This is a genomic window from Azospirillum sp., assembly GCF_050789165.1.
In genome coordinates, this window is sequence record NZ_JBOZRT010000155.1 from 109,298 (window position 1) to 135,365 (window position 26,068).

Annotated in this window: 24 protein-coding genes and 1 pseudogene; 17 read left to right on the top strand and 8 right to left on the bottom strand. The window is 70.3% G+C overall.

What is annotated here, in order from left to right; all coding sequences use genetic code 11:
* The first annotated feature begins 44 nt into the window (after positions 1-44).
* From ACRWK7_RS32490 to prfA, 7 genes and pseudogenes are all read left to right on the top strand, one after another.
* On the top strand, positions 45-317 hold the full coding sequence (locus ACRWK7_RS32490; RefSeq protein ID WP_431861561.1) for a hypothetical protein: 273 nt from the start codon (positions 45-47) through the stop codon (positions 315-317).
* Positions 318-411: 94 nt separating this feature from the next.
* Positions 412-2,700 (top strand): phosphoenolpyruvate--protein phosphotransferase, encoded by a 2,289-nt coding sequence (gene ptsP, locus ACRWK7_RS32495; protein ID WP_431861563.1) that lies wholly within the window; start codon positions 412-414, stop codon positions 2,698-2,700.
* 132 nt (positions 2,701-2,832) lie between these two features.
* Positions 2,833-3,099: pseudogene (locus ACRWK7_RS32500) on the top strand (helix-turn-helix domain-containing protein); the annotation flags it as partial.
* The gene (locus ACRWK7_RS32505) at positions 3,094-4,023 is read left to right on the top strand and encodes a DUF4115 domain-containing protein (protein ID WP_431861803.1); all 930 of its coding nucleotides are present in this window, start codon (positions 3,094-3,096) and stop codon (positions 4,021-4,023) included. The pseudogene ACRWK7_RS32500 and the gene ACRWK7_RS32505, both read left to right, overlap by 6 nt.
* 97 nt (positions 4,024-4,120) lie before the next feature.
* Positions 4,121-5,245 (top strand): flavodoxin-dependent (E)-4-hydroxy-3-methylbut-2-enyl-diphosphate synthase, encoded by a 1,125-nt coding sequence (gene ispG, locus ACRWK7_RS32510; RefSeq protein WP_431861565.1) that lies wholly within the window; start codon positions 4,121-4,123, stop codon positions 5,243-5,245.
* A gap of 143 nt (positions 5,246-5,388) precedes the next feature.
* Positions 5,389-6,702: a glutamyl-tRNA reductase gene (gene hemA, locus ACRWK7_RS32515; protein WP_431861567.1), complete on the top strand. Its 1,314-nt coding sequence runs from the start codon at positions 5,389-5,391 to the stop codon at positions 6,700-6,702.
* On the top strand, positions 6,699-7,772 hold the full coding sequence (gene prfA / locus ACRWK7_RS32520) for a peptide chain release factor 1 (RefSeq protein ID WP_431861569.1): 1,074 nt from the start codon (positions 6,699-6,701) through the stop codon (positions 7,770-7,772). Before hemA ends, prfA begins: the two co-directional genes overlap by 4 nt.
* A gap of 2 nt (positions 7,773-7,774) precedes the next feature.
* Here prfA and ACRWK7_RS32525 read toward each other — a convergent pair whose 3' ends face one another.
* Positions 7,775-8,092: an endonuclease domain-containing protein gene (locus ACRWK7_RS32525; protein ID WP_431861571.1), complete on the bottom strand. Its 318-nt coding sequence runs from the start codon at positions 8,090-8,092 to the stop codon at positions 7,775-7,777.
* Between the two features lie 78 nt (positions 8,093-8,170).
* On the opposite strand from ACRWK7_RS32525, the gene prmC reads away from it, so the two are divergent.
* Together prmC and ACRWK7_RS32535 are read left to right on the top strand one after the other, a co-directional pair.
* Positions 8,171-9,025 (top strand): peptide chain release factor N(5)-glutamine methyltransferase, encoded by an 855-nt coding sequence (prmC, locus tag ACRWK7_RS32530; RefSeq protein WP_431861572.1) that lies wholly within the window; start codon positions 8,171-8,173, stop codon positions 9,023-9,025.
* Positions 9,026-9,279: 254 nt separating this feature from the next.
* The gene (locus tag ACRWK7_RS32535) at positions 9,280-9,732 is read left to right on the top strand and encodes a DUF4167 domain-containing protein (protein WP_431861574.1); all 453 of its coding nucleotides are present in this window, start codon (positions 9,280-9,282) and stop codon (positions 9,730-9,732) included.
* A gap of 140 nt (positions 9,733-9,872) precedes the next feature.
* Here ACRWK7_RS32535 and ACRWK7_RS32540 read toward each other — a convergent pair whose 3' ends face one another.
* A complete protein-coding gene (locus ACRWK7_RS32540; RefSeq protein ID WP_431861576.1) occupies positions 9,873-10,640 on the bottom strand; it encodes an MOSC domain-containing protein in 768 nt (255 codons plus the stop codon).
* 54 nt (positions 10,641-10,694) lie between these two features.
* Positions 10,695-11,192, bottom strand: a complete 498-nt coding sequence (locus ACRWK7_RS32545; RefSeq protein ID WP_431861578.1) for an NUDIX domain-containing protein — start codon at positions 11,190-11,192, stop codon at positions 10,695-10,697.
* Positions 11,193-11,439: 247 nt separating this feature from the next.
* Between ACRWK7_RS32545 and clpB the strand changes: the two genes are divergently transcribed.
* Positions 11,440-14,046 carry an ATP-dependent chaperone ClpB gene (gene clpB, locus ACRWK7_RS32550; protein WP_431861580.1) on the top strand — a complete coding sequence of 869 codons (2,607 nt, stop codon included), beginning with the start codon at positions 11,440-11,442 and terminating at the stop codon, positions 14,044-14,046.
* Positions 14,047-14,085: 39 nt separating this feature from the next.
* Here the strand turns inward: clpB and bla are convergent, their stop codons facing one another.
* Entirely contained in the window at positions 14,086-14,985 is a 900-nt protein-coding gene (bla, locus tag ACRWK7_RS32555) for a class A beta-lactamase (protein ID WP_431861582.1), read from the bottom strand.
* A 121-nt stretch (positions 14,986-15,106) separates the two neighbouring features.
* On the opposite strand from bla, the gene ACRWK7_RS32560 reads away from it, so the two are divergent.
* Positions 15,107-15,976, top strand: coding sequence for a LysR substrate-binding domain-containing protein (locus tag ACRWK7_RS32560; protein WP_431861583.1), 870 nt, complete (start codon positions 15,107-15,109; stop codon positions 15,974-15,976).
* Position 15,977: 1 nt separating this feature from the next.
* Here ACRWK7_RS32560 and ACRWK7_RS32565 read toward each other — a convergent pair whose 3' ends face one another.
* The 3 genes from ACRWK7_RS32565 to ACRWK7_RS32575 form a co-directional block, all read right to left on the bottom strand.
* On the bottom strand, positions 15,978-16,352 hold the full coding sequence (locus ACRWK7_RS32565) for a hypothetical protein (RefSeq protein ID WP_431861585.1): 375 nt from the start codon (positions 16,350-16,352) through the stop codon (positions 15,978-15,980).
* 148 nt (positions 16,353-16,500) lie between these two features.
* Positions 16,501-18,930 carry a methyl-accepting chemotaxis protein gene (locus ACRWK7_RS32570; protein WP_431861587.1) on the bottom strand — a complete coding sequence of 810 codons (2,430 nt, stop codon included), beginning with the start codon at positions 18,928-18,930 and terminating at the stop codon, positions 16,501-16,503.
* 138 nt (positions 18,931-19,068) lie between these two features.
* The gene (locus ACRWK7_RS32575; RefSeq protein ID WP_431861589.1) at positions 19,069-19,221 is read right to left on the bottom strand and encodes a hypothetical protein; all 153 of its coding nucleotides are present in this window, start codon (positions 19,219-19,221) and stop codon (positions 19,069-19,071) included.
* A 175-nt stretch (positions 19,222-19,396) separates the two neighbouring features.
* On the opposite strand from ACRWK7_RS32575, the gene ACRWK7_RS32580 reads away from it, so the two are divergent.
* The 5 genes from ACRWK7_RS32580 (at position 19,397) to rpmB (ending at position 24,381) form a co-directional block, all read left to right on the top strand.
* Entirely contained in the window at positions 19,397-21,235 is a 1,839-nt protein-coding gene (locus tag ACRWK7_RS32580; RefSeq protein WP_431861591.1) for an ABCB family ABC transporter ATP-binding protein/permease, read from the top strand.
* A gap of 133 nt (positions 21,236-21,368) precedes the next feature.
* Entirely contained in the window at positions 21,369-21,926 is a 558-nt protein-coding gene (locus ACRWK7_RS32585) for a biliverdin-producing heme oxygenase (protein WP_431861593.1), read from the top strand.
* Between the two features lie 19 nt (positions 21,927-21,945).
* Entirely contained in the window at positions 21,946-22,947 is a 1,002-nt protein-coding gene (meaB, locus tag ACRWK7_RS32590) for a methylmalonyl Co-A mutase-associated GTPase MeaB (RefSeq protein WP_431861595.1), read from the top strand.
* A 189-nt stretch (positions 22,948-23,136) separates the two neighbouring features.
* Positions 23,137-23,910 carry a phasin family protein gene (locus ACRWK7_RS32595; RefSeq protein WP_431861597.1) on the top strand — a complete coding sequence of 258 codons (774 nt, stop codon included), beginning with the start codon at positions 23,137-23,139 and terminating at the stop codon, positions 23,908-23,910.
* 177 nt (positions 23,911-24,087) lie between these two features.
* Positions 24,088-24,381 carry a 50S ribosomal protein L28 gene (gene rpmB, locus ACRWK7_RS32600; RefSeq protein ID WP_109118835.1) on the top strand — a complete coding sequence of 98 codons (294 nt, stop codon included), beginning with the start codon at positions 24,088-24,090 and terminating at the stop codon, positions 24,379-24,381.
* Positions 24,382-24,479: 98 nt separating this feature from the next.
* Here rpmB and ACRWK7_RS32605 read toward each other — a convergent pair whose 3' ends face one another.
* Positions 24,480-25,046, bottom strand: coding sequence for a regulatory protein RecX (locus tag ACRWK7_RS32605; RefSeq protein WP_431861599.1), 567 nt, complete (start codon positions 25,044-25,046; stop codon positions 24,480-24,482).
* Between the two features lie 90 nt (positions 25,047-25,136).
* On the opposite strand from ACRWK7_RS32605, the gene ACRWK7_RS32610 reads away from it, so the two are divergent.
* Positions 25,137-25,940, top strand: coding sequence for an ABC transporter permease (locus ACRWK7_RS32610; protein WP_431861601.1), 804 nt, complete (start codon positions 25,137-25,139; stop codon positions 25,938-25,940).
* Positions 25,941-26,068: the final 128 nt, after the last annotated feature.

Consider the following 26,068-nt stretch of genomic DNA (forward strand, 5'->3'; position numbering starts at 1 on the left):
TCCACCCGTTCCGGTGGTACACTCGCTGCGGCCACGGAGCGCCGATGACCCCGGAACGCGAAGCCGAACTGTTCGCCAAGCTGGACCCGATGCTCGAACTGCATCGGCGGACTGAGAACGACATCCAAGGTCTGCGCGAGGAAATCCGCGACGTGCGCGCCGAGATGCGCTCCATGCGCGGCGAGATGCGGGACCTCCATAACGGCCAGAAGGAAATCGGCGACCGCATATCGCGCGCCGACGGCCGGCTCGAGGAGCAGTCCAAATTCCTCCAGTTGGCGCTCGCCGGGCGGCTGTCGCGCAAGCCGGCCGCCTGAACTCAACCGGCCCCGGCGGGCCGTAACGCTTGCATTCCAAACGCCATCCATAGGACTCTTGCATTCGGGAGCCCCGCGTGGGATTGAGCGCGCCATGGACACGACCGAGCGGGAGACGATCGCAGCGTACGAGGGGCCGGATTCCCGGCGTCTTTTGGCGCGCCTGCGTGACGTCATGGCCGGGGGCGGCTCGGGGCAGGACCGGCTGAACGAGATCGTCGGGCTGATCGCCGGCGAGATGCGGGCGGACGTCTGCTCCTGCTATGTCATGCGCGCCGGTGAGGTGCTGGAGCTGTTCGCCACCCAGGGCCTCAACCAGTCGGCCGTGCACAAGACGCGCCTGCGCGTCGGCGAGGGCATCGTCGGCGAAATCGCTGCGCACGCCCGCGCCATGGCGCTGGAGGACGCACCTTCGCACCCCAGCTTCGCCTACCGTCCGGAGACCGGCGAGGACCCATTCCAGTCGATGGCCGGCGTGCCGATCCTGCGCGGCGGCAAGGTGCGCGGCGTGCTGGTGCTGCAGCACAAGGAGCGCCGCCACTACGCCGAGGAGCTGGTCGAGACCCTGCAGACCATCGCCATGGTGGTGGCCGAGCTGGTCGCCGCCGGCGAGCTGGTCAACGCGCAGGAGATCTCCAACCAGGGCGACCCGGTTCTGCTGCCGGCCCGCCTGTCCGGCGTGGCGCTGAACCCCGGCCTCGCCATGGGCGTCGCGGTGGTGCACCGGCCGCAGGTGACCATCCGCCAGATGATCGCCGAGGACGAGGGCAAGGAGCAGGAGCGCCTGTCGGAGGCGCTGACCGCCATGCACAGCGCCATCGACGACCTGCTGGCCGCCGCGGCGCTGGCCGGCCTGGGCGAGCCGCGCGACATCCTGGAGACCTACCGGATGTTCGCCGAGGACCGCGGCTGGCTGTCGCGCATCCGCGAAGCGATCCGCATGGGCCTGACCGCCGAGGCGGCCGTGCAGCAGGTGCAGAACGACACCCGCGTCCGCATGAGCCACCTGACGGACCCCTACATCCGCGAGCGGCTCCTCGACCTCGACGACCTGACCAACCGCCTGCTGCTGCACCTCGCCGGCAAGAAGTCGGAGGCCGACGGCGCCACCCTGCCGGACGACCTCGTGCTGGTCGCCCGCTCACTGGGCCCGGCGGAGCTGCTGGACTACGACCAGCGCCGCCTGCGCGGCGTCATCGTCGAGGAAGGCTCGCCGTCCAGCCACGTCTGCATCGTGGCGCGGGCGCTGGACATCCCGGTCGTCCAGGTGTCGGACGCGCTGAACCGCATCGAGGCGGGCGACCCGCTGATCGTCGACGGCGACCACGCCACCATCTTCGTCCGCCCGGCCGAGGACATCCAGGACGCCTTCACCCAGAGCATGGACCTGCGCGCACGGCGCGAGGAGATGTACGCGCAGACGCGCTCGCTGCCCTCGGTGACGCGCGACGGCGTGCCGATCTCGATCCAGCTCAACTGCGGCCTGCTGATCGACCTGCCGCACCTGCACGCCAGCGGAGCGGAGGGCATCGGCCTGTACCGGACCGAGATCCCGTTCATGGTGCGCTCCACCTATCCCGAGGTGGACGTGCAGACCGACCTCTACGCCCGCATCATGGACGAGGCCGGCGAGAGACCGGTGATCTTCCGCACGCTGGATGTCGGCGGCGACAAGATGCTGCCCTACATGAGCTCGGGCGAGGAGGAGAACCCCTCGCTGGGCTGGCGCGCCATCCGCATCGGGCTGGACCACCCCTCGCTGCTGCGCCAGCAGTTGCGGGCGCTGCTGTGCGCGGCAGCCGGCCGGCCGCTGTCGGTGATGTTCCCGATGGTGGCCGAGGTGGCCGAGCTGGAGGCCGCCCGCAACATCCTGAACCTGGAACTGGAGCGTCTGGTCGAGCACGGCCGCGAGCCGCCGAGCACGCTGCGCGTCGGAGCCATGATCGAGGTGCCGTCGCTGCTGTTCCAGCTGCCGGCGCTGCTGCCGCGGGTGGATTTCGTGTCGGTGGGGTCGAACGACCTGACGCAGTACGTGTTCGCCGCCGACCGCGGCAACCCGCGCACCGCCAACCGCTACGACCCGCTGTCGCCGCCGATGATGTGCCTGCTGCGCCGGCTGGTCGAAGCGTGCAGCGAGGCCAACGTGTCGCTGTCGCTGTGCGGTGAGATGGCCGGCCGGCCGCTCGACGCCATGGCGCTGATCGGGATGGGGTTCCGCTCGCTCTCCATGGCGCCGCCCTCGGTCGGTCCGGTGAAGACGATGCTGCGCTCGCTCGACGTGGCGGCGCTGCGCCAGTACATGCAGGGCTTGTTCCAGCGCCCCGACCACAGCCTGCGCCCGAAGCTGAAGGCGTTTGCGAAGGATCACGGGGTGCTGATCTAGCCCGGCGTCCAGAGCCTATCGGCATTGCCTTCCGCGCCGCCCTTTTGTTACTAAGACCACGGCCGAACGGCGTGTATAACGCCGACCGACGCAGCATTCAGCTGCAGCACGCACGACACGGCAGATCCTCCCATGGCCGACCGCAAGACCACCGCCTCTTCCGCCACCGCGACCGGGTGGGACGGCGCCGCCGATCCGGCCAGCGTCAGCACCACGTTGCGCGAGGCGCGCGAGCGCCTGGGCGTCGAGCTGCGCGACGTGGCGTCGATGCTGCGCATCCGCTACCCGTACCTGCAGGCGATCGAGAACGGGCGCTACGACGAACTGCCCGGCACTGCCTACGCGACCGGCTTCCTGCGCTCCTACGCCGAGTTCCTGGGCCTCGACCCGGAGATGGTCCTGCGCCGCTACAAGGACGAGGTGGCAGGCCGCGGCGGCAAGCAGGAGTTCTACTTCCCCACCCCCGTCGCCGAAGGTCGGGTGCCCGGCGGCACCGTGCTGCTCGGCACGCTGGTGGTGGCCGGCATCGTCTATGGCGCCTGGTACTATCTGTCGGCGACCGACCGCTCGGTGGCCGACATGGTGCCGGTGCTGCCGGACCGGCTGGTGTCACTGCTCGACAACCTGCCCTGGACATCCGGCAGCCAGACGCCGCCCGCCGCGACCACCGTCGAGGCGCCGTCGTCCGCCCCGGTGTCCGCGCCGCCCACCCCGCCGGCCCCGGTCGTCACCGTGGCGCCGCCGACCACCGTGGCTGCGGCTCCGTCCGCCCCGCCCCCCACGCCGGGCGGCGCCTCCATCAGCCCGCCCCCTCCCCCGCCGGCAGCTGCCGCTCCGGTGGCCCCGCCCACCCCGGTCGCCGCAACCACCCCGCCGCGGCCGCCCGCCGCGGCACCCGCCCCGGCCCCTCAAGCCACCATCGCTGCTCCCCCCGCGCCGCACGGCGACGAGGAGGAGGTCGACACGGCCCGGCAGGACCCGACGCCGCTGTCGCCCGCCGCCACCGCCCCGCCGGCCGCGCCGCAGGCGCCCGCCGCCCCGGCCGACGGCAAGGTCTACGGTGCGCAGAACGGCACCACGCGCGTCCAGGTGCGCGCCGTCCAGGACAGCTGGGTGCAGATCCGCGACTCGCAGGACATCATCTTCACCCGCGTGCTGAAGCGGGGCGACGTCTACCGCGTGCCCGACCGCCCAGGCGTGCGCCTGCGCACCGGCAATGCCGGCGGGCTCGTGGTGGTGACCGACGGCGTCGCCGGCCAGCCCATGGGCTCGGTCGGCCAAGTGCTGCGCGACGTGCCGCTGGAGCCCAAGCCGGCGCGCTGATCGGCCCCCCTCGGATGCCCGGGATCCCCTTGGAATCTGTGGCGGCCATCCGCACTTCAGTCCTGCCCGCTTTTCCCAGCCCGCGAAGGCCAGACCCATGACCGTGCGTTCCTACCGCCAGATCCTGCGCCGCAAATCGCGGCAGATCCGTGTCGGCAAGGTGCTCGTCGGCGGCGACGCGCCGATCTCCGTGCAGACCATGACCAACACGCCGACCACCGACGTGAAGGCCACGGTCGAGCAGATCAAGGCGGCCGAGCGCGTCGGCGTCGACATCGTGCGCGTCTCCTGCCCCGACCAGGAGTCGGCGCTGGCGCTGAAGGACATCGTGCGGCAGGTGGACGTGCCGATCGTCGCCGACATCCACTTCCACTACAAGCGCGCCATCGAGGCGGCGCAGAGCGGGGCCGCCTGCCTGCGCATCAACCCCGGCAACATCGGCTCCGCCGACCGGGTGCGCGAGGTGGTGAAGGCGGCGAAGGACTACGGCTGCTCCATGCGCATCGGCGTCAACGCCGGTTCGCTGGAACATGACCTGCTGGAGAAGTACGGCGAGCCCTGCCCCGAGGCTATGGTCGAGAGCGCGCTGAACCACGCCAAGATCCTGGAGGACCACGACTTCACCGAGTTCAAGATCTCGGTCAAGGCGTCTGACGTGTTCCTGGCGGTGGCGGCCTACCAGGGCCTCGCCGAGGCCTGCGACTATCCCCTGCACATCGGCATCACCGAGGCCGGCGGCCTGCGCGCCGGGACGGTGAAGTCATCCATCGGGCTGGGCATGCTGCTGTGGTCGGGCATCGGCGACACCATCCGGGTCTCGCTGTCGGCCGACCCGGCCGAGGAGGTGCAGGTCGGCTACGAGATGCTGAAGTCGCTCGGCCTGCGCCGGCGCGGCGTGACGGTGATCTCCTGCCCCAGCTGCGCCCGGCAGAACTTCGACGTCATCAAGACGGTGGAGATCCTGGAGCAGCGCTTGGCGCACATCACCACGCCGCTGACGCTGTCGGTGATCGGCTGCGTCGTCAACGGCCCCGGCGAGGCGCGCGAGACCGACATCGGCCTGACCGGCGGCGGCAACAACACGCACCAGGTCTACCTGTCGGGCGTCACCGACCACCGCCTGAAGGACCAGAGCATCGTCGACCACCTCGTCGGCCTCGTCGAGACGAAGGCCGCCGAGATCGAAGCCGCCAAGGCCGCCGAGACCCAGGCGGCCGAATAACAACCAGGACATACCGATTTCACGGATTGCGTCACGGATTACACGGACGGATTTGAAGAATGAGAATCCGTGTGATCCGTGCTTAAATCCGTGAAATCCGTGTGGATGTTGTTGTTCACCGCGCGGCCTGGAGCTGCCCAAGCGTGACCGCTTTCTACCTCGTCATCGGCGCCAGCCACCGGACCTGTTCGGGCTCGTTGCGCGACTGGCTCGCCACCGAGGAGGCGGAGGTGCCGGACATGCTGGCGCACCTCAAGGCAGCGGGCTTCGAGCAGGCGGTGTGGCTGTCCACCTGCGACCGCGTCGAGGTGCACGCCGTCCATCCCCGCCCTCTGGAAGGCGCGCTCGACGCCGCCGCGGTGATGGCGGAGCGGCTGGGCATCGCCGCCGATGACCTCGCCGACCAGCTCTACACCTACGTCGGCGACCGGGCGGTGCGGCACGTCTTCTCGGTGGCCTGCTCGCTGGACAGCCAGATCGTCGGCGAGCCGGCGATCCTCGGCCAGATCAAGGCGGCGCACCGGCACGCGGCCGGCGCCGGCATGACCGGACCGGAGCTGGAGGCATTGCTTCAGGCTGCCTACGCCGCCGCCAAGCGGGTGCGCAGCGACACCCCCATCGCCGAGGGCGCCACCTCGATCATCGCCGCGGCGGTGCAGGTGGCGCGCGACATCCACGGCGACCTCGGGCGCTGCGCCGGCCTGCTGATGGGCCTGGGCGACATGGGCGTGCTGGTCCTGGAGGGGTTGAAGGAAGCCGGCCTCGGCCGCGTCACCATCGCCGCGCACGTCGACCGCCGGGCCGAGGCGATGGCGCGCCGCCAGGGCGGCCACTTCGCGCCGTGGATGGAGCTGGACACCGCGCTGGCCGGCGCCGATATCGTGGTGACCGCGACCGGGCTGGGGCGCTATATCCTGTCCCGCGACGCGGTGAAGGCGGCGCTGAAGGCGCGGCGCTACCGGCCGGTGTTCGTGGTGGACGCGGCGATCCCGGCGGACGTCGATCCGACGGTGGCCAAGCTGGACGGCGCCTTCACGTACGACCTTGCCGACCTGGAGCGGGTGGCGCTGGAGGGCCGGGCCGGACGCGACGCCGCGGTGCGCGCCGCCTGGGCCATCGTCGATGAAGCGGTTGCGGCCTTCGCCCGCGAGCGCGCCGAGCGCGCGGCGGTGCCGGCGGTGGCAGCGCTCCGCGCCCATTTCGAGCAGGAGCGCCGCCGCCTGCTGGTCGAGCACGCCGGACTGAACGCGGCGGCGGCGACGCGGCTGCTGGTCAACCGGCTGCTGCATCACCCCTCGGAGGTGCTGCGGGCGATGGCGGCGGGGACGGACGGCGGCGGCCTGCCGGAGCACGCGGCGGCGGAACGCCTGCTGTTCCGGCTGTTCCGGCTGGACGAGGATGCTAAGAACGAGACGGAACGGACTGAGTCCATAGAGACTGGGGACAAGCGATCGTGAGCCTGGACGAGAAATTCAACAAGGTGCTGGCCCGCCATGACGAGCTGCGCGACGCGCTGGCGGCGGGCACGGCCGACTCCGGCGCGTTCGCCAAGCTGTCCAAGGAATATTCGGACCTGGAGCCCATCGCTGCGGCGATCTCCGAGCTGAAGAAGGCGAAGGCGGAGGCCGCCGACCTCGCCGCGATGATCGCCGACCCCGACGGCGACGCCGAGATGAAGTCCCTGGCCGAGGAGGAGTTCCACGACCTCTCCAAGCGCATCCCGGAGTTGGAGCGCAAGGTGCAGATCTCGCTGCTGCCGAAGGACGAGGCGGACGAGAAGAACGCCATCCTGGAGGTGCGCGCCGGCACCGGCGGCGACGAGGCGGCGCTGTTCGCCGCGGAGCTGTTCGAGATGTACCGCCGCTACGCCGGCCTGCACGGCTGGCGCTTCGAGACCATGGAGGTCAGCGAATCGGCGCTCGGCGGCTGCAAGGAGGCAATCGCCAACATCACCGGACGCGGCGTCTTCGCGCGCCTCAAGTTCGAATCCGGCGTGCACCGTGTGCAGCGCGTGCCGCAGACCGAGACGCAGGGCCGCATCCACACCTCCGCCGCCACCGTGGCCGTGCTGCCCGAGGCCGAGGAGGTGGATGTCCAGATCGACGAGAAGGATCTGCGCATCGACGTCTTCCGCTCCTCCGGCCCCGGCGGGCAGAGCGTCAACACGACCGACAGCGCCGTGCGCATCACCCACCTGCCGACCGGCCTGGTGGTCAGTCAGCAGGACGAGAAGAGCCAGCACAAGAACAAGGCCAAGGCGCTGAAGGTGCTGCGCTCCCGACTCTACGACCTGGAGCGCGCCGCCAAGGACGCCGTCCGCGCCGCGGACCGCAAGAGCCAGGTGGGCTCCGGCGACCGGTCCGAGCGCATTCGCACCTACAACTTCCCGCAGGGCCGGGTGACCGACCACCGCATCAACCTGACGCTCTACAAGATCGACAAGGTGATGGCCGGCGAGGCCCTGGACGAGCTGATCGAAGCGCTGATCGCCGAGGACGAGGCGGCCCGGCTGGCGGAGTTGCAGTGAGCCTATCCCCCTCCCCTGCGAAGCGGGGGAGGGGTAAGGGGTGGGGGCAAGTGATCCGGATCGGACAACGCCGGAAGGATCGTCTCCGCCACGCCCTCGGGGTTGGTCAGGATGTCGGGGTTCCAGAACCGCAGCACCCGCCAGCCCAGGCTTCGCAGATACCGATCCCGCTTCTCATCGTAGGAGGACTCAGCATGCTGCCGGCGGAAGCGCCAACCGCCAAGCTGCCCCTGCCGCAGCAGGCGCCACAACGTCTTCTCCGCGTCCGTCGGCTGGGTCCGCAGTTCCCTCACCCGGTACTTGAGCTTCGAATCTCGCATAGGCCCATGATCTGCAACACGTGCCCCCACCCTAACCCTCCCCCACTTCGCAGGGGAGGGGATTTGAGACCGCGGTAGATGACCACCACCCTCCGCACCCTCCGCCGCGCCGCCGAAGCGCGCCTCGCGGAAGCCGGCGTCGATACCCCCGACCTCGATGCCCGCCTGCTCATCCAGCACGCGCTGAACCTGCCCCGCGAGCAGCTTCTCTTCGCCCCCGACTCACCGGTCGGCCCCGAACAGGCCGCCGCCGTCCACGCCCTCATCGAGCGTCGCGCCGCGCGCGAGCCGGTGTCGCGCATTATGGGCGAGCGGGCGTTCTGGAGTCTGGAGCTGTCGCTCAACGCCGACACCCTCGACCCGCGCCCCGACACCGAAACCATCGTCGAAGCCGCACTCGACGCCCTCCCCGACCGCACGGCTCCCCTGCGCATCCTCGACCTCGGCACCGGCACCGGCTGCATCCTGCTGGCGCTGCTGGCCGAGCTGCCGAACGCCAGCGGCCTCGGTGTCGACCTCAGCCCGGGCGCGGTCGAGGCCGCCACGGCCAACGCCGCGCGCAACCATCTCGGCGACCGCGCCAGCTTCCAGACCGGCAACTGGGGCGACGGGCTGGCGGAGCGCTTCGACCTCGTGGTCTCCAATCCGCCCTACATCCCCAGCCACGACATCGCGTCGCTGGACCCGGAGGTGCGCGAGCACGACCCGCTGCGGGCGCTGGACGGCGGCGCCGACGGGCTGGACGCCTACCGCGCGATCGCCGCGCAGCTTCCCGGCCTTCTCACGCCCGGCGGCACCGCGGCGCTGGAGGTCGGCATCGGACAGTCGGCGGACGTGGCCGCCCTGCTGGAGGTCAATGGCCTGACCGTCACCGGGACCTTCCGCGATCTCGGCGGCGTGGAACGGTGCGTTCGGGGGCGAAACGATCGATGAGACGTGGGTGAATCCGGAGTCTCCCACAAAAAAGCAGTTGGATTGCCGGTGTTTCCCCGCTAGGGTGCGGGACAGCGACGATCCGTGAGTCGGCGGGCTTAGGCCAAGCCGATGCGGCCAAGATGGGTCCCGGACGCCGTATTGACTCCCCGATTCCGATCCGCGGCACGGTGCCGTGGCGGGCCCGGCGGCCGGAAGGACGGCCGTCGCGATGCGGGGAATGCGCATCTCGAACATGGGGCCACAAGACCCGAATGAGACAAGGACCGAACAACCGACGTTCGCGCGGCCGTGGTGGCAGTGGTGGTGGCGGCGGTGGCGGTGGGGGCGGCGGCGGAGGTGGCGGCAACAACGCCGGCCGTCGCCAGAACGTTCCGCTGCGGCACCAGACCTTCGACAGCAACGGCCCGGACGTCCGCATCCGCGGCAACGCCTGGCAGGTCCATGAGAAGTACCTGACGCTGGCGCGCGACGCCGCGTCGTCGGGCGACCGGATCCAGGCGGAAAACTACCTCCAGCATGCGGAGCACTATTTCCGCATCATCACCCAGATCCAGGAGTCGGAGAACCGTCAGCGCGACGGTCGCGGCAACGGACAGGCCCACGGCCAGCCGCACCTGCCGAACCAGGATCAGGAGGAATACGATCAGCCCGAGGCCGACTCCGACTCCGACGGCGGCGAAGAGCGCGCCGCCGCCAACGCCTGATACCAAAGGCGTTTGATGGCTTCCATCAGACGCCCTTGGTTCGACCCGACAGCTCAATGCAGCGCGTTGAGCGAAAGGGGCTTACGGCCGGCCGATCATGGAAGCATTCATGCGCCGGCCGTATGATCTACCGGCCCAGCCTACCCAAGCTCCACCGCGTCACCGACGGCCACCCGGCCGCCGGTGATGACGCGCGCGTAGACGCCGCAGTGCGTGTGCCCCAGGCCGCGCCGCATCGCCGTCAGCAGGTTCAACGCGCGCGAGCCGCCCTCCGGCGTGCCCGCCGGCGCCACGTCGATGGCGGCGCAGCGGCCGGTCGGCTGCACCATCTCCAGCACCGCCGCACCAACGCGGATCACCATGCCGGCCGCCCAGTCTCGCTCCACCCAGGGGGCGAGGCCGTCAAGCCACAGGTTGGCGCGGAAACGGCCGGGATCGACCGGCTCTTTGGTCAGCCGCTCCAGATCCTGCACGCTGGCCAAGTTCACCAGGGAGACCATCGGCGCCTCCTTGTCGGTGAAGGCGAAGCCCTGCGCTTCCGCGATCTTCGGCGCGCCGGGCGCGGCGCCCGCCATGTAGGCGGCGAAGAACTGCTCGATCAGCGTGCGGCCCATCGGCTGGTCGAGCCGGCCGCGCGCGACCTGTCGGCCGTTGCGGCGGATGGTCAGTGTGCTCGTCTCCGGGTCGAACGTGGTGTCGAGCGCCGCCAGTTTCTCGTTGCGCACCAGGGTGAAGAACTCGGACTTCGGCCGCCAGCCCTCCTGGTCCATCTCGGCGGCGGGGCCGTGCAGGATCGCGTAGGCGCGGTCGAAGGGCAGCGTCTGCCCAGCCGTCAGTTCGACGGCGGGCAGATCCTCGGCGCTCAGCCCCTTGACGGGGTAGCGGCGGATGGCGGCGACGGTGGTCATACCCTGGTATCTTGCGGCGCGCCCGGTTCTGTCAACCGCGGTGCAGCATCAATGTCACCAGTGCTCGGCCGGTGGAGTCAGCCCGCGGTACTCGGCAAGGCGGCGGCGGGTGGACGGCGTGGTGTCCTCCGGCAGCCGGTCGAGGGGGAAGAACGCCACCTCGACGATCTCGAACCCGTCGGCCTTCGGGGTGCCGCTCCAGCGCTCCGCCACGAAGACCGCGACGTGGTCGCTGGCCCCGCTGCGGAAGCGCGCGTACATGCCCAGGGGCTGCGCGGCGGCCTCGACGGCCAGCCCGACCTCCTCGCGCACCTCGCGCTTCATCGCCTCGACCAGCGTCTCGCCCTTGTCCACGCCGCCGCCGGGCAGGTGCCAGCCGGGAACGTAGCTGTGCCGGATCAGCAGCACGCGCTCGCCGTCCGCAATGATCGCCCTTACCCCCATGGTGAGCGGCCGCACCACCTTGTGCCACGCCCTGCGGGCGTGCCAGGCGAGGCGGAGCGGGTTCAGCGGGTGCGGCATGACGGGCGTCGGCAGCGTGAGGTCGGACATTCCGGTGGGGGCCGTGCGCGGTGCGGGGACGCCCTTACGGTAGGCGTTTCCCCGTCCCGCCGGAAGCGGCGACGGGTGATTACCCCTATCGTTCGCGCGGCCAATAACCCTTCATTGCGGGTGGTCTTGCATAGGCCGAACCCCATGCCATATCTACCTCAGCATCCTCCTGGATCGCACACATCGCGTGGGTCAAGGCTGACCGGGCTGCCTGGCGGACGGTCGGCGAACGATGGAGAGTTTGGTCATGGATTTCGAGAAATACACCGAACGCAGCCGCGGCTTCGTTCAGGCGGCGCAGACGCTTGCGCTCCGCCGGGGGCACCAGCTGCTCACCCCCGAGCATCTGCTGAAGACGCTGCTCGACGACAAGGAAGGCCTCGCGGCCAACCTGATCCGCAAGGCCGGCGGCGATCCTGCCGCGGCGCTGGCCGGCGTCGATGCCGAGCTGGACAAGCTGCCGAAGGTGGAAGGCTCGGGCGCCGGCCTGCGCGGCATCACGCCGGAGCTGTCGCGCGTCTTCGAGCAGGCCGAGAAGGTGGCCGAGAAGGCCGGCGACAGCTACGTCACCGCCGAGCGCATCCTGCTGGCCCTGGCCATGGCCGACGGCACCCCGGCCGGCCGCGTGCTGAAGACCGCCCAGGTCAACCCGCAGGCGCTCAACACCGCCATCAACGAGATCCGCAAGGGCCGCACCGCCGACACCGCCTCGGCCGAGCAGGGCTACGACGCGCTGAAGAAGTACGCGCGCGACCTGACCGAAGCCGCCCGCGACGGCAAGCTCGACCCGGTCGTCGGCCGCGACGAGGAGATCCGCCGCACCATCCAGGTGCTGGCCCGCCGCACCAAGAACAACCCCGTCCTGATCGGCGAGCCCGGCGTCGGCAAGACCGCCATCGTCGAGGGCCTCGCCCAGCGCATCGTCAAGGGCGATGTGCCGGAGGGCCTGAAGAACAAGCAGCTGCTGTCGCTCGATCTCGGCTCCATGGTCGCCGGCGCCAAGTACCGCGGCGAGTTCGAGGAGCGGCTGAAGGCCGTCCTCGCGGAGATCCAGGCCGCGGCCGGCGACATCGTGGTGTTCATCGACGAGCTGCACACGCTGGTCGGCGCTGGCAAGGCGGACGGCGCCATGGACGCGTCGAACATGCTGAAGCCCGCGCTGGCGCGCGGCGAGCTGCACTGCGTCGGCGCCACCACGCTCGACGAGTACCGCAAGCACATCGAGAAGGACGCGGCGCTGGCCCGGCGCTTCCAGCCGGTCTTCGTGTCCGAGCCGACGGTGGAGGACACCATCTCCATCCTGCGCGGCCTGAAGGAGCGCTACGAGGTGCACCACGGCGTGCGCATCACCGACGGCGCCATCGTCTCGGCGGCGACGCTGTCCAACCGCTACATCACCGACCGCTTCCTGCCCGACAAGGCCATCGACCTGATCGACGAGGCGGCCAGCCGCCTGCGCATGGCGGTGGATTCGAAGCCGGAGGAGATCGACGAGCTGGACCGCCGCATCATCCAGCTGAAGATCGAGCGCGAGGCGCTGAAGCGCGAGACCGACGAGGCGTCGAAGAACCGCCTCGACGACCTCGAGGAGGAACTGGCCGAGCTGGAGCAGAAGTCCACCGAGCTGACCGCCCGCTGGCAGGCCGAGAAGGACAAGCTGAACAGCGCGCAGAAGATCAAGGAGGACCTCGACCACGCCCGCACGGAACTGGACAACGCGCAGCGCTCCGGCAACTGGGCGCGGGCGGGCGAGCTGACCTACGGTGTCATCCCCGAGCTTGAGCGCAAGCTGAAAGAGGCCGAGCAGGCGTCGCAGTCGCGCATGCTGAACGAGGAGGTGCGCGACACCGACATCGCCGCGGTGGTCAGCCGCTGGACCGGCGTGCCGGTGGACAAGATGCTGGCCGGCGAGCGCGAGAAACTGCTGAAGATGGAGGAGCGGCTGGCGACCCGCGTGGTCGGCCAGGACGAGGCCATCGTCGCGGTGTCGAACGCCATCCGCCGGGCGCGTGCCGGCCTGCAGGACCCGCACCGGCCAATCGGCTCCTTCCTGTTCCTGGGGCCCACCGGCGTCGGCAAGACCGAGCTGACCAAGGCGCTGGCCGAGTTCCTGTTCGACGACGAGACCGCCATGGTCCGCCTCGACATGAGCGAGTACATGGAGAAGCACTCCGTCGCCCGCATGATCGGCGCCCCGCCGGGCTACGTCGGTTATGAGGAGGGCGGCGCGCTGACCGAGGCGGTGCGGCGCCGGCCCTATCAGGTCGTGCTGTTCGACGAGGTCGAGAAGGCGCACCCGGACGTCTTCAACGTGCTGCTCCAGGTGCTGGACGACGGCCGCCTGACCGACGGCCAGGGCCGCACGGTGGACTTCCGCAACGTGCTGATCATCATGACCTCGAACCTCGGCTCCGACGTCATCGCCGCGATGCCCGAGGGGCAGGACATCGACAGCGTGCGGTCGGAGGTGATGGAGGTGGTCCGCGCCAACTTCCGGCCGGAGTTCCTCAACCGCCTGGACGAGGTGCTGCTGTTCCACCGCCTGACCCGCGGCCACATGGGCGGCATCGTCAAGATCCAGCTGGGCCGGCTGACGAAGATGCTGGCCGACCGCGACATCGCGCTGGAGGTCGATCCCGCCGCCACCGACTGGCTGGCCGAGACCGGCTACGACCCGGTGTACGGCGCCCGTCCCCTGAAGCGGGTGATCCAGCGCGAGCTGCAGAACCCGCTGGCGACCATGATCCTGGAAGGCAAGGTCGCCGATGGCGACACGGTCAAGGTTTCGGCCGAAGCCGGCGCGCTGACCATCAACGGCCAGCCGGTCGCCGCGCAGGTCAGGACGGCGAAGTAAGGATGATGGGGCGAGGGGCCGCGCGGCCCCTCGCTCCCTTTATGCCTCGACCACCCCTCTCACCAGCCGCCCCACCTCGGCGATGACCGCGTTGCGGTCGTCGAGGGAGGCCTTGGTCTGCGTGACGTAGACGCTGACCACCAGCGGCTTGCGGCCCGGCGGCCAGATTACCGCCACGTCGTTCGCCGTGCCGTAATCGCCGGTGCCGGTCTTGTCGCCGACGCGCCAGTCCTTCGGAAGTCCGGCGCGCAGCCGGGCGTCGCCGGTCTTCGTGGCGACCATCCACACATTGAACTGGTCGCGCGACACGGCGGACAGACGGTTCCCCACGGCGAGTACCTGCAGGTTGCCAGCCATGGCCGCCGGCGTCGTGGTGTCGCGCGGGTCGCCGGGGATGGCCGTATTGAGTTCGGTCTCCCGCCGGTCGAGGCGGGTGACCGAATCGCCCAGCGTCCGCACGAACGCCGTCAGCGCCGCCGGGCCGCCCAGGCTGTCGAGGATGAGGTTGGCGGCGGTGTTGTCGCTCAGCGTCATCGCCGCCTCGCAGATCTCCGCCATCGTCATCCCCGTGCCGACGCGCTCCTTGGTCGTCGGGGAGTAGGTCACCAGATCGCCGGCGGTGTAGCGCACGCGGCGGTCCAGCCGCTCCTTGCCCTCGTCCACCCGCGCCAGCACCGCGCCGCAGAGCAGTGCCTTGAAGGTGCTGCACATCGGGAAGCGCTCGTCGGTACGATGCCCCCAGGAGCGCCCGGTCGCGGTGTCCAGCACGGCGACGCCGAGCCTCGCGTCGATGCGCTTCTCCAGGGCCGCCAGCGCGCTGCCCAAATCCTTATCGGCCTTGGCCCCCGCAAGCACCACGCCCGGCCGCGCCAGCGCCCCCCCGGCGGCCAGCACCCCCACCAGCGCGGAAAACCCGCGCCGCGTCATAACCATCGTCACGACACCTCCCTTCCGGCGTACGCACGCCATGATTGTCGAACACGCCCAGAGCGTACGGAGGTTGAACGCCCCTCACAAACCACGTTATCTAGGACGAGCCATAAATTGGATTTGGGCTTCGATGGTCCGGCCGCACCTCCCGCTCAACGCGCTGCGCGCCTTCGAGGCCTCGGCCCGGCACCTCAGCTTCACCCGCGCCGCGATCGAGCTGTGCGTCACCCAGGCGGCGGTGAGCCATCAGGTCAAGGTCCTGGAACAGCGGCTGAACGTGACGCTGTTCAAGCGCCTGCCCCGCGGCCTGATGATCACGCCGGAGGGCGAGGCGCTGCTGCCGGTGCTGCGCGATTCCTTCGACCGCATGGCCGACATGCTGGAACGGTTCGAAGGCGGACGGGTCCGCGAGATCCTGACGGTCGGCGCGGTCGGCACCTTCGCGGTCGGCTGGCTGCTGCCGCGCCTGCCGCGCTTCCAGCAGGCGCATCCGTTCGTCGATGTGCGCCTGTCCACCAACAACAACCGCGTCGACATGGCGGCGGAGGGGCTGGACTACGCCATCCGCTTCGGCGACGGCGCGTGGCACGGCACCGACGCCGCCCATCTGTTCGAGGCGCCGCTGTCCGCCCTGTGCCTGCCGGAGATCGCGGCACGCCTGCGGGAGCCGGCGGACCTGCTGAAGGAAACCCTGCTGCGCTCCTACCGCACGGACGAATGGAGCAGTTGGTTCGCGGCGGCGGGCGTCGCCGCCCCAGCGCCGCTTGTGAGGGGGATCGTCTTCGATTCGTCGCTGGCGATGATGGAGGCGGCACAGCAGGGCGCCGGGGTCGCCCTCGCTCCGCCGCTTATGTTTGCGCGGCTGCTGTCCATCGGCGGCATCGCGCAGCCCTTCGACGTCCACGCGTCGATGGGCAGCTATTGGCTGACGCGCCTGAAGTCCCGCCCGCCCACGCCGGCGATGACGGCGTTCCGCGACTGGCTGACGTCGGAGGCCTGAGCTACCGCACCACGCGCCAGGAGCCGTCCGGCTGCTGACAGGCCGTGCCATGCATCGGCTGCCGCCGGCCGTCGATCACGCCGGAGGTCTGGAACTCGCGGCAGTAGGCGCCGTTCGGGCCAACATACGCCGGGCCGGTCGGGTCGGCGTACAGGCCTGGCGCGTAGGCGGCGGGCGGCGGCGGAGCGTAGACCACCGGAGGCGGCGGGTAGTAGACGACGCGCGGCGGCGGCACGTAGACCGGCGGCGGGTAGGCGAACACCGGGAATCCGATGCCCACGCCGATCCCCACGCGCGCTCCGTGCGCGGACGCAGGTGCGGTCAGCAGCGCCAGCGCGGCGCCGACCAGCAGAACCCCAACGATCTTCCGAGACATGACGCCCTCTGCCCATACGGCACAGCGTTGCGACGACCCATCCATAAAACACCCGATACCACCCGCCGGTCCAGAGCCGACAAAGGGGGCGGGCACGAAAAAGGGGACCGAATGGTCCCCTTCATCGTCCGGTCGAACCGGCTGCGGATCAGAACTCCTTCCAATCGTCGTCCGGCGCGTCGCCGGCGTGGCGCAGCGTGCCGCCCGCCGCCACCTTGGGCGACGCCGCCGGGCGCGGCGCCTGGGCCGGGCGGGTGGGCTTGATCACCCGCTGCACCGCGGCCGGACGCGCCGGCTTGGCCGCCGGGGCCTGCCACGCCGCCGGGCGGGCGGCGGCCGCCTGGTCCAGCTTGAAGAAGCCGACCAGCGCCTTCAGGTCGCCGGCCTGACCGGCCATCGCCTGGGCGGCGGCGGTGGTCTCCTCGACCAGCGCGGCGTTCTTCTGAGTCATCTCGTCCATCTGGGCGACGGCGGCGTTGATCTCGTCCAGGGCACTCGCCTGCTCGGACGAGGCCGAAGCCATCTCGGCGATCAGCGACGCCACCCCCTGTACGCCCGACACGATGCCCTGCAGCGCGTCGCCGGCCTTCTGCACCAGATCGACACCGTCGTGCACCTGACTGTCGCTGGCGAGGATCAGCCCCTTGATCTCCTTGGACGCCTGGGCGGAGCGCTGGGCGAGCTGCCGCACCTCCTGCGCCACCACGGCGAAGCCGCGGCCGGCGTCGCCGGCCCGCGCCGCCTCGACCGCCGCGTTCAGCGCCAGCAGGTTGGTCTGGAAGGCGATCTCGTCGATCACGCCGATGATGTCGGTGATCTTGCGGCTGGCGTCCTCGATTCGCCGCATCGCCTCGATGGCCGAGCCGGCGACGTTGCCGCCGTTCTCCGCCGCCTTCTTGGCATCCTCGGCCATGCGATTGGCGCGCTGGGCGTTGTCGGCGTTGGAGCGGACGGTGGCGCCCAGCTCCTCCATGGACGCCGCCGTCTCCTCCAGGTTGGAGGCCTGCTGCTCCGTGCGCTCGGCGAGGTCGGTCGAGCCCATCGACACCTCGGACGCCGCCCCCGCCATGGCGTCGGCGGCCAGCGTGATCTGCCCGACGATCTCGCCCAGCTTGGTCGAAGTGGCGTTGACGTCGGTCTTCAGGCGCTGGAAGGCGCCCTGGTAGTCCTTCTCGATCCGGGTGTTGAGGTCGCCCTGCGCCAGGGCGCCCAGCACGGCGCCGATGTCGCCGATGACGCCCTCGACGGTGTCGGTCAGGCGGTTGATGCCCTCCGACATGGTCCGGTAGAAGCCGTCCTTGCCCTCCAGGTCGATGCGCTTGGACAGGTCGCCCTTGGAGACGCCGTCGATCAGGTCGGCGATCTCGTGGCCGATGGCCTGCTCGCGCGCGCGCTGCGCCTCGGCGGCCTGACGCTCGGCCTCCAGGCGGGCGCGCTCGGCCTCGTCCATGCGCTTCTTCTCGATGGCGTTGTCCTTGAAGACCTGGACCGCCTGCGCCATCTCGCCGATCTCGTCCTTGTCGGCCAGGGCCGGGATGGTCACGGTCAGGTCGCCGTGCGCCAGATTGGTCATGGTTTCGGTCATCGCGCGCACCGGGCGGACGATGGAGCGCGCCACCAGCCACGCCAGCAGCAGGCCGATCGCCACCGCGGCGATGCCGACGACGATGCTGGTGGTGGCGGTGTTCTGCAGCCCGGCGTCGATCGACTGCTTGGTCTTGCCCAGCGACTCGAGCGCCGCCGCCTTGGTCGTCTCGGCGATCTGCGCGAACTCGGCGACGTCGCGGCCCATCTGGGCGACCAGACGGGAGGTCTCGTTGACCGCCTCCACCGTCTCGTTGAAGGCCGGCAGATACTTGCGCACGCCGTCGAGCGCCTCGGAGGCCATCGCCTTCAGCGCCGGGTCCTGGAGCTGCGCCTGCAGCGTCTCGGCGTTGGACACGAGCTGCGCGGCCCGGGCGCGGAACTGCTCGACCCACTTCATCTCGGTGTCGATCAGGAAGCGCGCCGCGAACAGGCGCATGGTCAGCACGTCCTCCACGGCCGTGCCGGCCAGCACCGCGGCCTGGTGCTCGTTGCGCTCCTTCAACGTCTTGAAGACGTCGGCCAGCCCCTTGCGCGCGGCCTCGCCCACCGGGGTCAGCACCCGGTACATCTGGTCGTCGCGCTTGTCGCGGGTCTGCACCAGCTTGGCGAACTGCTGGGAATAGGTGTCGAGGATGCGGCTCATCCGCTCAAGGTTGGCGCGCCGCGCCGGGTCGGTGGCCTGCGCGACGGCGGCGGCGAGGCTGGTCTTCAGGCTGTCCTGCAGCTCCAGCACGCGCTTCTGCGCGGCATCGTCGCCGGTGTTGGAGAAGGCCAGCGCGTTGCGGCGCATGTCGGCCACGGTGCCGGCGATCTCCGAGACCTGGAGCGTGCCGTCGGCGATGGCCGTGTAGCCGCCGAACTGCCGCTCCACCGTGCCCATGGCCTGAACGCCGATCACGGCGAGCAGCACCAGAAGCACCAGGACGGAGAGGAATCCGCCGGAAATCCGCGTCGCTACCTTGAAGCGGCCGGCAAAGCTGGCTTGTTGCATGATCGATCTTCCCAACAGCGAAAGCGCGGCCGCAGCGGGCGGAACCCGCAAAGCCCCATCGGCGGTGGGGTAACATATCCCATATGGGTTACTGAACCCTATACGAACGACTGGGACAAGATGGAGACACCTGTCACCCTATCGGACGGGCGCAGTCACCACGTCCACCGCCGTTCCGACCGCCGAGGTGGTGACGCTCACCGCTGTGCCGACGACGCTGGCTGCCCCGCTCACCACGCCGCAGCCGGCAAGGAGCGTCAGGGCAAGGGTGAGAACGGCGAAACGGGTCATGGCGGCGGCTCCGGCGGGGCTAAGACAGGTCCCGAGGGAAGCACGGACATGGCAACCGAACCGTTAACGCATGAGTTAACGCACGACCGGTGCCTTTGCGAAACCGCCCGGCGCGCCTAGGTTAGCGGGAGCATACCGCGTCTCCCCTCTCCCCCGTCACATCCGGCCGCCGCCCATGCTCGCTCCCGCCCCCGAATCGCCCACGATGCCCGGCCCCGGCGAGGGCGGCGCCCTGCGCATGCTGCTGCCCTACCTGTGGCCGCGCGATTCCGTGGAGATGCGGGCGCGCGTCGTCGTCGCCTTCCTGTTCCTGATCGCCTCGAAGGCGGCGACCGTCGTCATCCCCATCTACTTCAAGCACGCCATCGACGCGCTGACGGCGACGCCGGAACGCGCGGTGGTGGCGGTGCCGGTCGGGCTGATCCTCGCCTATGGCGCTGCGCGCGTCCTGTCACTGGCTTTCGGGGAACTGCGCGACGCCATCTTCTCCAAGGTCGGGCAGCGCACCATCCGCCGGGTGGCGCTCAGCGTCTTCCGGCACCTGCACGCGCTCAGCCTGCGCTTCCACCTGGAACGGCAGACCGGCGGCCTGTCCCGCTCGCTGGAGCGCGGCACCTCGGCCATCGAGACGCTGCTGCGCTTCTCGCTGTTCTCCATCGCGCCGACGCTGGTGGAGATCGGGCTGGTCACCGTCATCCTGTGGAAGATGTTCGACGGCTGGTTCGCGCTGGCGACCTTCGTCACGGTGGCCGCCTACATCGGCTACACCTTCACCGTGTCGGAGTGGCGCACCAAGTTCCGCCGCCAGATGAACGAGGAGGACCGCCGCGCCAACACCAAGGCGATCGACAGCCTGCTCAACTACGAGACGGTCAAGTACTTCGGCAACGAGGAGCACGAGGCGCGCCGCTACGACCAGGCACTGAGCGGCTACGAGGCGGCGGCGGTGAAGAGCCAGCGCACGCTGTCCATGCTGAACGTCGGCCAAGCGGCGATCATCGCCGTCGGCCTGACCGTTGTGATGGCCATGGCGGCGCGCGGCATCGTGCGCGGCAGCATGACCATCGGCGACTTCGTGCTGGTGAACACCTACCTGCTGCAGCTCTACCAGCCGCTCAACTTCTTCGGCTTCGTCTACCGCGAGATGAAGCAGGCGCTGGCCGACATGGAGCAGATGTTCAAGCTGCTGTCGGTCGAGCGCGAGATCGCCGATTCGCCGGACGCCAAGCCGCTGGTGGTGACCGGCGGCGAGATCGTGTTCGAGGACGTCTCCTTCGGCTACGACCCACGCCGCCCGATCCTCAAGGGGGTTGGCTTCACCGTGCCGGCGGGCCGGACGGTGGCCATCGTCGGCCCGTCGGGCGCCGGAAAATCGACCATCAGCCGGCTGCTGTTCCGCTTCTACGACACCTCGGCCGGGCGCATCCTGATCGACCGTCAGGACATCCGCGACGTGACGCAGACCAGCCTGCGGGCGAGCATCGGCATCGTCCCGCAGGACACCGTGCTGTTCAACGACACCATCTTCTACAACATCGCCTACGGCCGCACCTCCGCCTCGCCGTCCGAGGTCGAGGAGGCGGCGCGGCTGGCGCACATCCATGATTTCGTGATGGCGTTGCCCGACGGCTACCAGACCACGGTGGGCGAGCGCGGCCTGAAACTCTCCGGCGGCGAGAAGCAACGCGTCGCCATCGCCCGCACCATCCTGAAGAACCCCGCGATCCTGATGTTCGACGAGGCGACCAGCGCGCTGGACACCCACACCGAGCGCGAGATCCAGGCCAACCTGCGCGAGGTCAGCCGCGGCCGCACCACGCTGGTGATCGCGCACCGGCTGTCCACCGTGGTGGACGCCGACGAGATCATCGTGCTGGAGCAGGGCCGCATCATCGAGCGCGGCCGCCACGCCGACCTGCTGGCCCTGGGGGGCGCCTACGCCGCACTGTGGGCGCGCCAGCAGGACTCCAGCCAAGGGCCGGAGCCGGTGCCGAGCGTTCTGGCGCCGACGTAACCTCCGCACCCCTTTCTTCGTCATCCCCGCGAAGGCGGGGATCCATAATTCGCAAAGGGTGCGGCTGTGGAACGTATGGATCCCCGCCTTCGCGGGGATGACGATCAATAGAGTTCAGAAGCCGGAAATGCCCATGGGCCCCACCCGCCGAGCGCTGCGCGACGCCATCCAGGCCGTCCACGACCGCCTGGACCGCGCGCCCGTCCTGCACCCTCTCACCTCCCCCACGCTCACCGTGGACCAGTACCGCGCCGCGCTCATCGCACTGCACGGCTTCCATGCCCCCGTCGAAGCCCGCATCGGCGAAGGCGGCCGGTTGCCCCTGCTGCGCGCCGACCTCGCCACCCTCGGCGTCGACGCGGCGCGCCTCCCGGTGATGGGCGACCTCCCCGACCTGTCCGCCTCCCCCGCTCGCCTCGCCGCGCGCTACGTGCTGGACGGCTCGGCGCACGGCGGGCGCGCCATGCTGCCCAACGTTGCGCGCACCCTCGGCCTCGACGCCAGCCACGGCGCACGATTCCTTGCCTCCACTGGCATCGATACGAAGTCGGAATGGTCTATCCTGCTCGCCCGCCTGGAGTCGGAGATCGCCACCCCCGAAACCCGCGCCCTCGCCTGCGCCGCGGCGGTCGCGCTGTTCGAGTCGCTGGAGCGCTGGCTGGAGCGCTGCCCCCTTTCTTCGCCGGGCTGACGCCGCTAGTTTGGCGGCCATGACGACGCCCACCTCCCCCCAAGCGCTCGCCGACGCCGTCCGCCGCGGCGAGCGCCGCGCGCTGGCCCGCGCCATCACGCTGATCGAATCGACCAACCCGGCGCACCGCGCCGGCGCCGAGTCCCTGCTGGAGGCGCTGCTGCCGCACACCGGCAACTCGGTGCGGGTCGGCATCTCGGGCGTTCCGGGGGTGGGCAAGTCGACCTTCATCGAGGCGTTCGGGCTGCACGTTATCGGCCAGGGGCACAAGGTGGCGGTGCTCGCCATCGACCCGTCGTCGCAGCGCACCGGCGGCTCGATCCTCGGCGACAAGACGCGCATGGTGGACCTGTCGCGCGACCCGAGCGCCTTCATCCGCCCCTCGCCGGCCGGGTCGACGCTGGGCGGCGTCGCCCGCCGCACCCGCGAGGCGATGCTGGTGTGCGAGGCCGCCGGCTTCGACGTCATCGTCGTCGAGACGGTCGGCGTCGGCCAGTCGGAAACCGCGGTCGCCGACATGGTGGACCTGTTCCTGCTGCTCCTTCTCCCGGCCGGCGGCGACGAGCTGCAGGGCATCAAGAAGGGCATCATGGAGCTGGCCGACGTGGTGGTGGTCAACAAGGCCGACGGCGACCTGGCCGCCACCGCCCGGCACACGGTGGCCGACTACCGCCACGCGCTGGCGCTGCTGCGCCACGGCGGGGCGTGGCGGGTGCCGGTGCTGAGCTGCTCGGCCTTCCACAAGGCCGGCATCGACGCGGTGTGGACCACCATCGGCGAGCACCGCGCCGCCATGGAGCAGGCCGGCCTGCGCAACCAGCGCCGCGCCGAGCAGGCCCGCGCCTGGCTGTGGAGCGAGATCCGCGAGACGCTGCTCGACGCCTTCCGCCGCCACCCGGAAGTTCAGGCCGCCCTGCCGGCGCTGGAATCCTCCGTCACCGCCGGCACCCACATCCCCACCGCCGCCGCGCGAACGCTGCTGCAGCGCTTCCTGGGGCGGCCGGTGACCAACTCCGGCTGATAGGGCCGACTGACGGATTATACCGCAGTGCAATATTTCTGTTGCGCTGCGGTATCGGGATGCCTACCCTGACGCTCGGCGAAGTGCGGGTGCCGTTTTGCACGGCACCGAGGCAGGGTCTTGTCCGTGAGTTATCCGGGGCGGCCGGCCGGGATCGCCTTTAACTCAGCATTCGGGGGACTTCAATCCATGAGCACGAACCTTCTGGACATCTACGCCCAGGCCGGCGCGCTGGCCAAGACCAACGCCGAGACCGCCGCCGCCCGTTCGGCCCGCATCGCCGGCCTGATCCAGGACGGCGCGCGCCGCTGGGCCGAGGGCGTCACCGCCCAGCTCGGCGAGACCGCCAAGCTCGTCCAGGACCTCGGCAAGGTGCGCGGCCCGGCCGACATCGCCGAGCTGCAGCGCACCCTGCTGGTGAGCGCCTCGACCCGCGCCGCCGAGAACGTGAAGGCGTTCGTCGAGCTGTCGCAGAAGATCGCCGCCGAGGTCGCCACTCCGGTGGCCGCCGCCAAGGCCGCCCCGGCCAAGGCCGAGGCCCCGAAGGCCGCCGCTCCGGCCCCGGCTCCGAAGGCCCCCGTGGCCAAGGCCGAGGTGAAGGCCGCCGAGCCGAAGCCCGCCGCCAAGGTCGAGGCCCCGAAGGCCATCGCCGCCCCGGCGCCGAAGGCCGAAGAGAAGAAGCCGGCCGTGAAGGCGGCTCCGAAGGCAGCTCCGGCCCCGAAGGCCGAGGTGAAGCCCGCCCCGAAGGCCGAGGCTCCGAAGGCCGCCGCTCCGGCCCCGAAGACCGAGCCGGTGAAGGCCGCCCCGGCCCCGGCGAAGGTCGAGGCGCCGAAGGCCGAAGCCCCGAAGGTCGAAGCGAAGCCCGTCGCCGCGCCCGCCCCGGCCCCGAAGGCCGAGATCAAGACCGAGGTGAAGGCCGAGGCCCCGAAGGCCGAGACCAAGCCGGCCGTCGCCGCCGAGTAACTCCGGCATTGCCGCCCCCCGCCGGCCGGGGGTTTCGGCCCAGGAGTCCCGATCGGGCGCGCGCCCGAGTCATCCTGCCTTGACGGGCGCGCGCTTGTTCGACTATAACGCCGGCCTTCTCTGGGCGGAGCGCCGCCCGAGACCGGATTTACATTGTTAAAACGAAGGAACCGTCCGATGGCTCGTCGGTGCTCCGTGACCGGCAAGGGCACGCAGTTTGGCAACAACGTCTCGCACGCCAACAACAAGTCCCGCCGCCGCTTCCAGCCGAACCTCCAGGAGACCTCGGTGCTGAGCGACGCGCTCGGCACGTCGGTCCGCCTGCGCCTGTCCACCAACGCGATCCGCACGATCGAGCACAAGGGCGGCCTCGACGCCTTCCTGCTCGACGCCAAGGACGCGGTCCTGAGCCTCGACGCGCGCCGCCTGAAGCGCCGCATCGCCAAGGCTCTGGAAAAGGCCGCCGCCTAATCCGGCACCGGGATCGCCGGGGAGACGCGAGCTCCCCGGCCGCAAGCCTGCCGCGGATCACCGTGGCGGGCTTTTCTCGTTAGGGCCCAGCTCGAAACTCACTCCACGCTGTCCGGATCCGCCGCGTCCACGACTCGCCGCGCGATGTCGTAGGCGAATCCCGCCCGCCCCAGCGCGGCCAGATCCTTTTCCCGGTGCGCGGCGCGTGCCTCCGGCAAACGGTACGGCCCGAGTCGCCGCCGCCGCGCCAGCGCCAGGGCGGCCGTAAGGTCAAGGTCGCCCTCGACGTCCTCCTCCACCCGGTCGAGTGCCTGGTCGACGTGGTCGCGGCCCACCCCCTTGGCGGCCAGCTTCTCGCGGATGGCGCGGGTCGAGGCGCCGCGGCGGTGCAGGCTTTCCGCCTTCATGCGGGCGTAGCCGGCGTCGTCGAGCAGGCCGCTGCGCCGGTAGCGCTCGAGCAGCGCGTCCACCCAGCCGGCGCCCTCCTCGCGGTCGGTACCGTGCGCCTGGGCCGAGCGCTCGACCTTGCGCATGAGCACGCGCCGCAGGTTGGCGGCCGAGCTGGCGAATCGCTCCAGGTAGTGCAGTGCCGCGTTCTCCAGGTACTGCGGCGTCACCCGCTTCGGCGGGCGCCGCTCCCTGGGGCCTTTCTGGTCGGCGGTCATATCAGCTTCCCTCCCCCTGGGCCTCGCGGCGGGTTGCGGCGGCAGGGCCGGCGCCCTAATCTCCAACGCCCCAGCGTACAACGTGAAACGATGACTCATCCGCTTCCTCCCATGCCGCGCACGGTCGGCTCCGTCAACTGGGTCGGCCTGTGGACGCTCTACGCCCGCGAGGTGCGGCGCTTCATCAAGGTGCACCAGCAGACCGTGTGGGCGCCGGTGGTCACCACGCTGCTGTTCTACGCGGTGTTCGCGCTGGCGCTGGGTGGCGCCGTGCGGACGGTGGGCGGCGTGCCCTACATGGAGTTCCTGGCGCCCGGCCTGATCATGATGGCGATGACGCAGAACGCCTTCGCCAACACCTCGTCCTCCATCGTCATCTCCAAGGTGCAGGGCAACATTGTCGACATCCTGATGCCGCCGATGGCGCCGCTGGAACTGGTGCTGGGCTTCGTCGGCGGCGGCGTCACCCGCGGCGTGCTGGTCGGCCTGGTGACCGCGGTGGCGATCCGGCTGTTCGTGCCGTACCACGTGGCGCACTGGGGCTTCGTCGTCTACCACGCGATCATGGCGTCGATGCTGCTGTCGCTGCTGGGCCTCGTCGGCGGCATCTGGTCGGAGAAGTTCGACCACATCGCCGCGGTGACCAACTTCGTGGTGACGCCGCTGGCCTTCCTGTCGGGCACCTTCTATTCGGTGGAGACCCTGCCGCCGGCGTTCTGGTGGCTGGCCCATTTCGATCCGTTCTTCTACATGATCGACGGCTTCCGCTACGGATTCATCGGCCGCTCGGACGGCACGCTGGGGCTGGGGATCGTGGTGATGGCGGCGATCAACGCCGGGCTGTGGTGGCTGGCGTGGCGGATGCTCAGCACCGGGTACAAGCTGAAGGCCTGAAAATCGAAGGCCCGCCATGCCCTGACGGCGTAGCCCATCCGTTGACAGAGCGGAGTGATCCCAGGATAGTGGCCGCTTTCCGTCGGGCAGGGTGCCCGCCGGACCCTTTTTTATTGGGGGAATGCCCG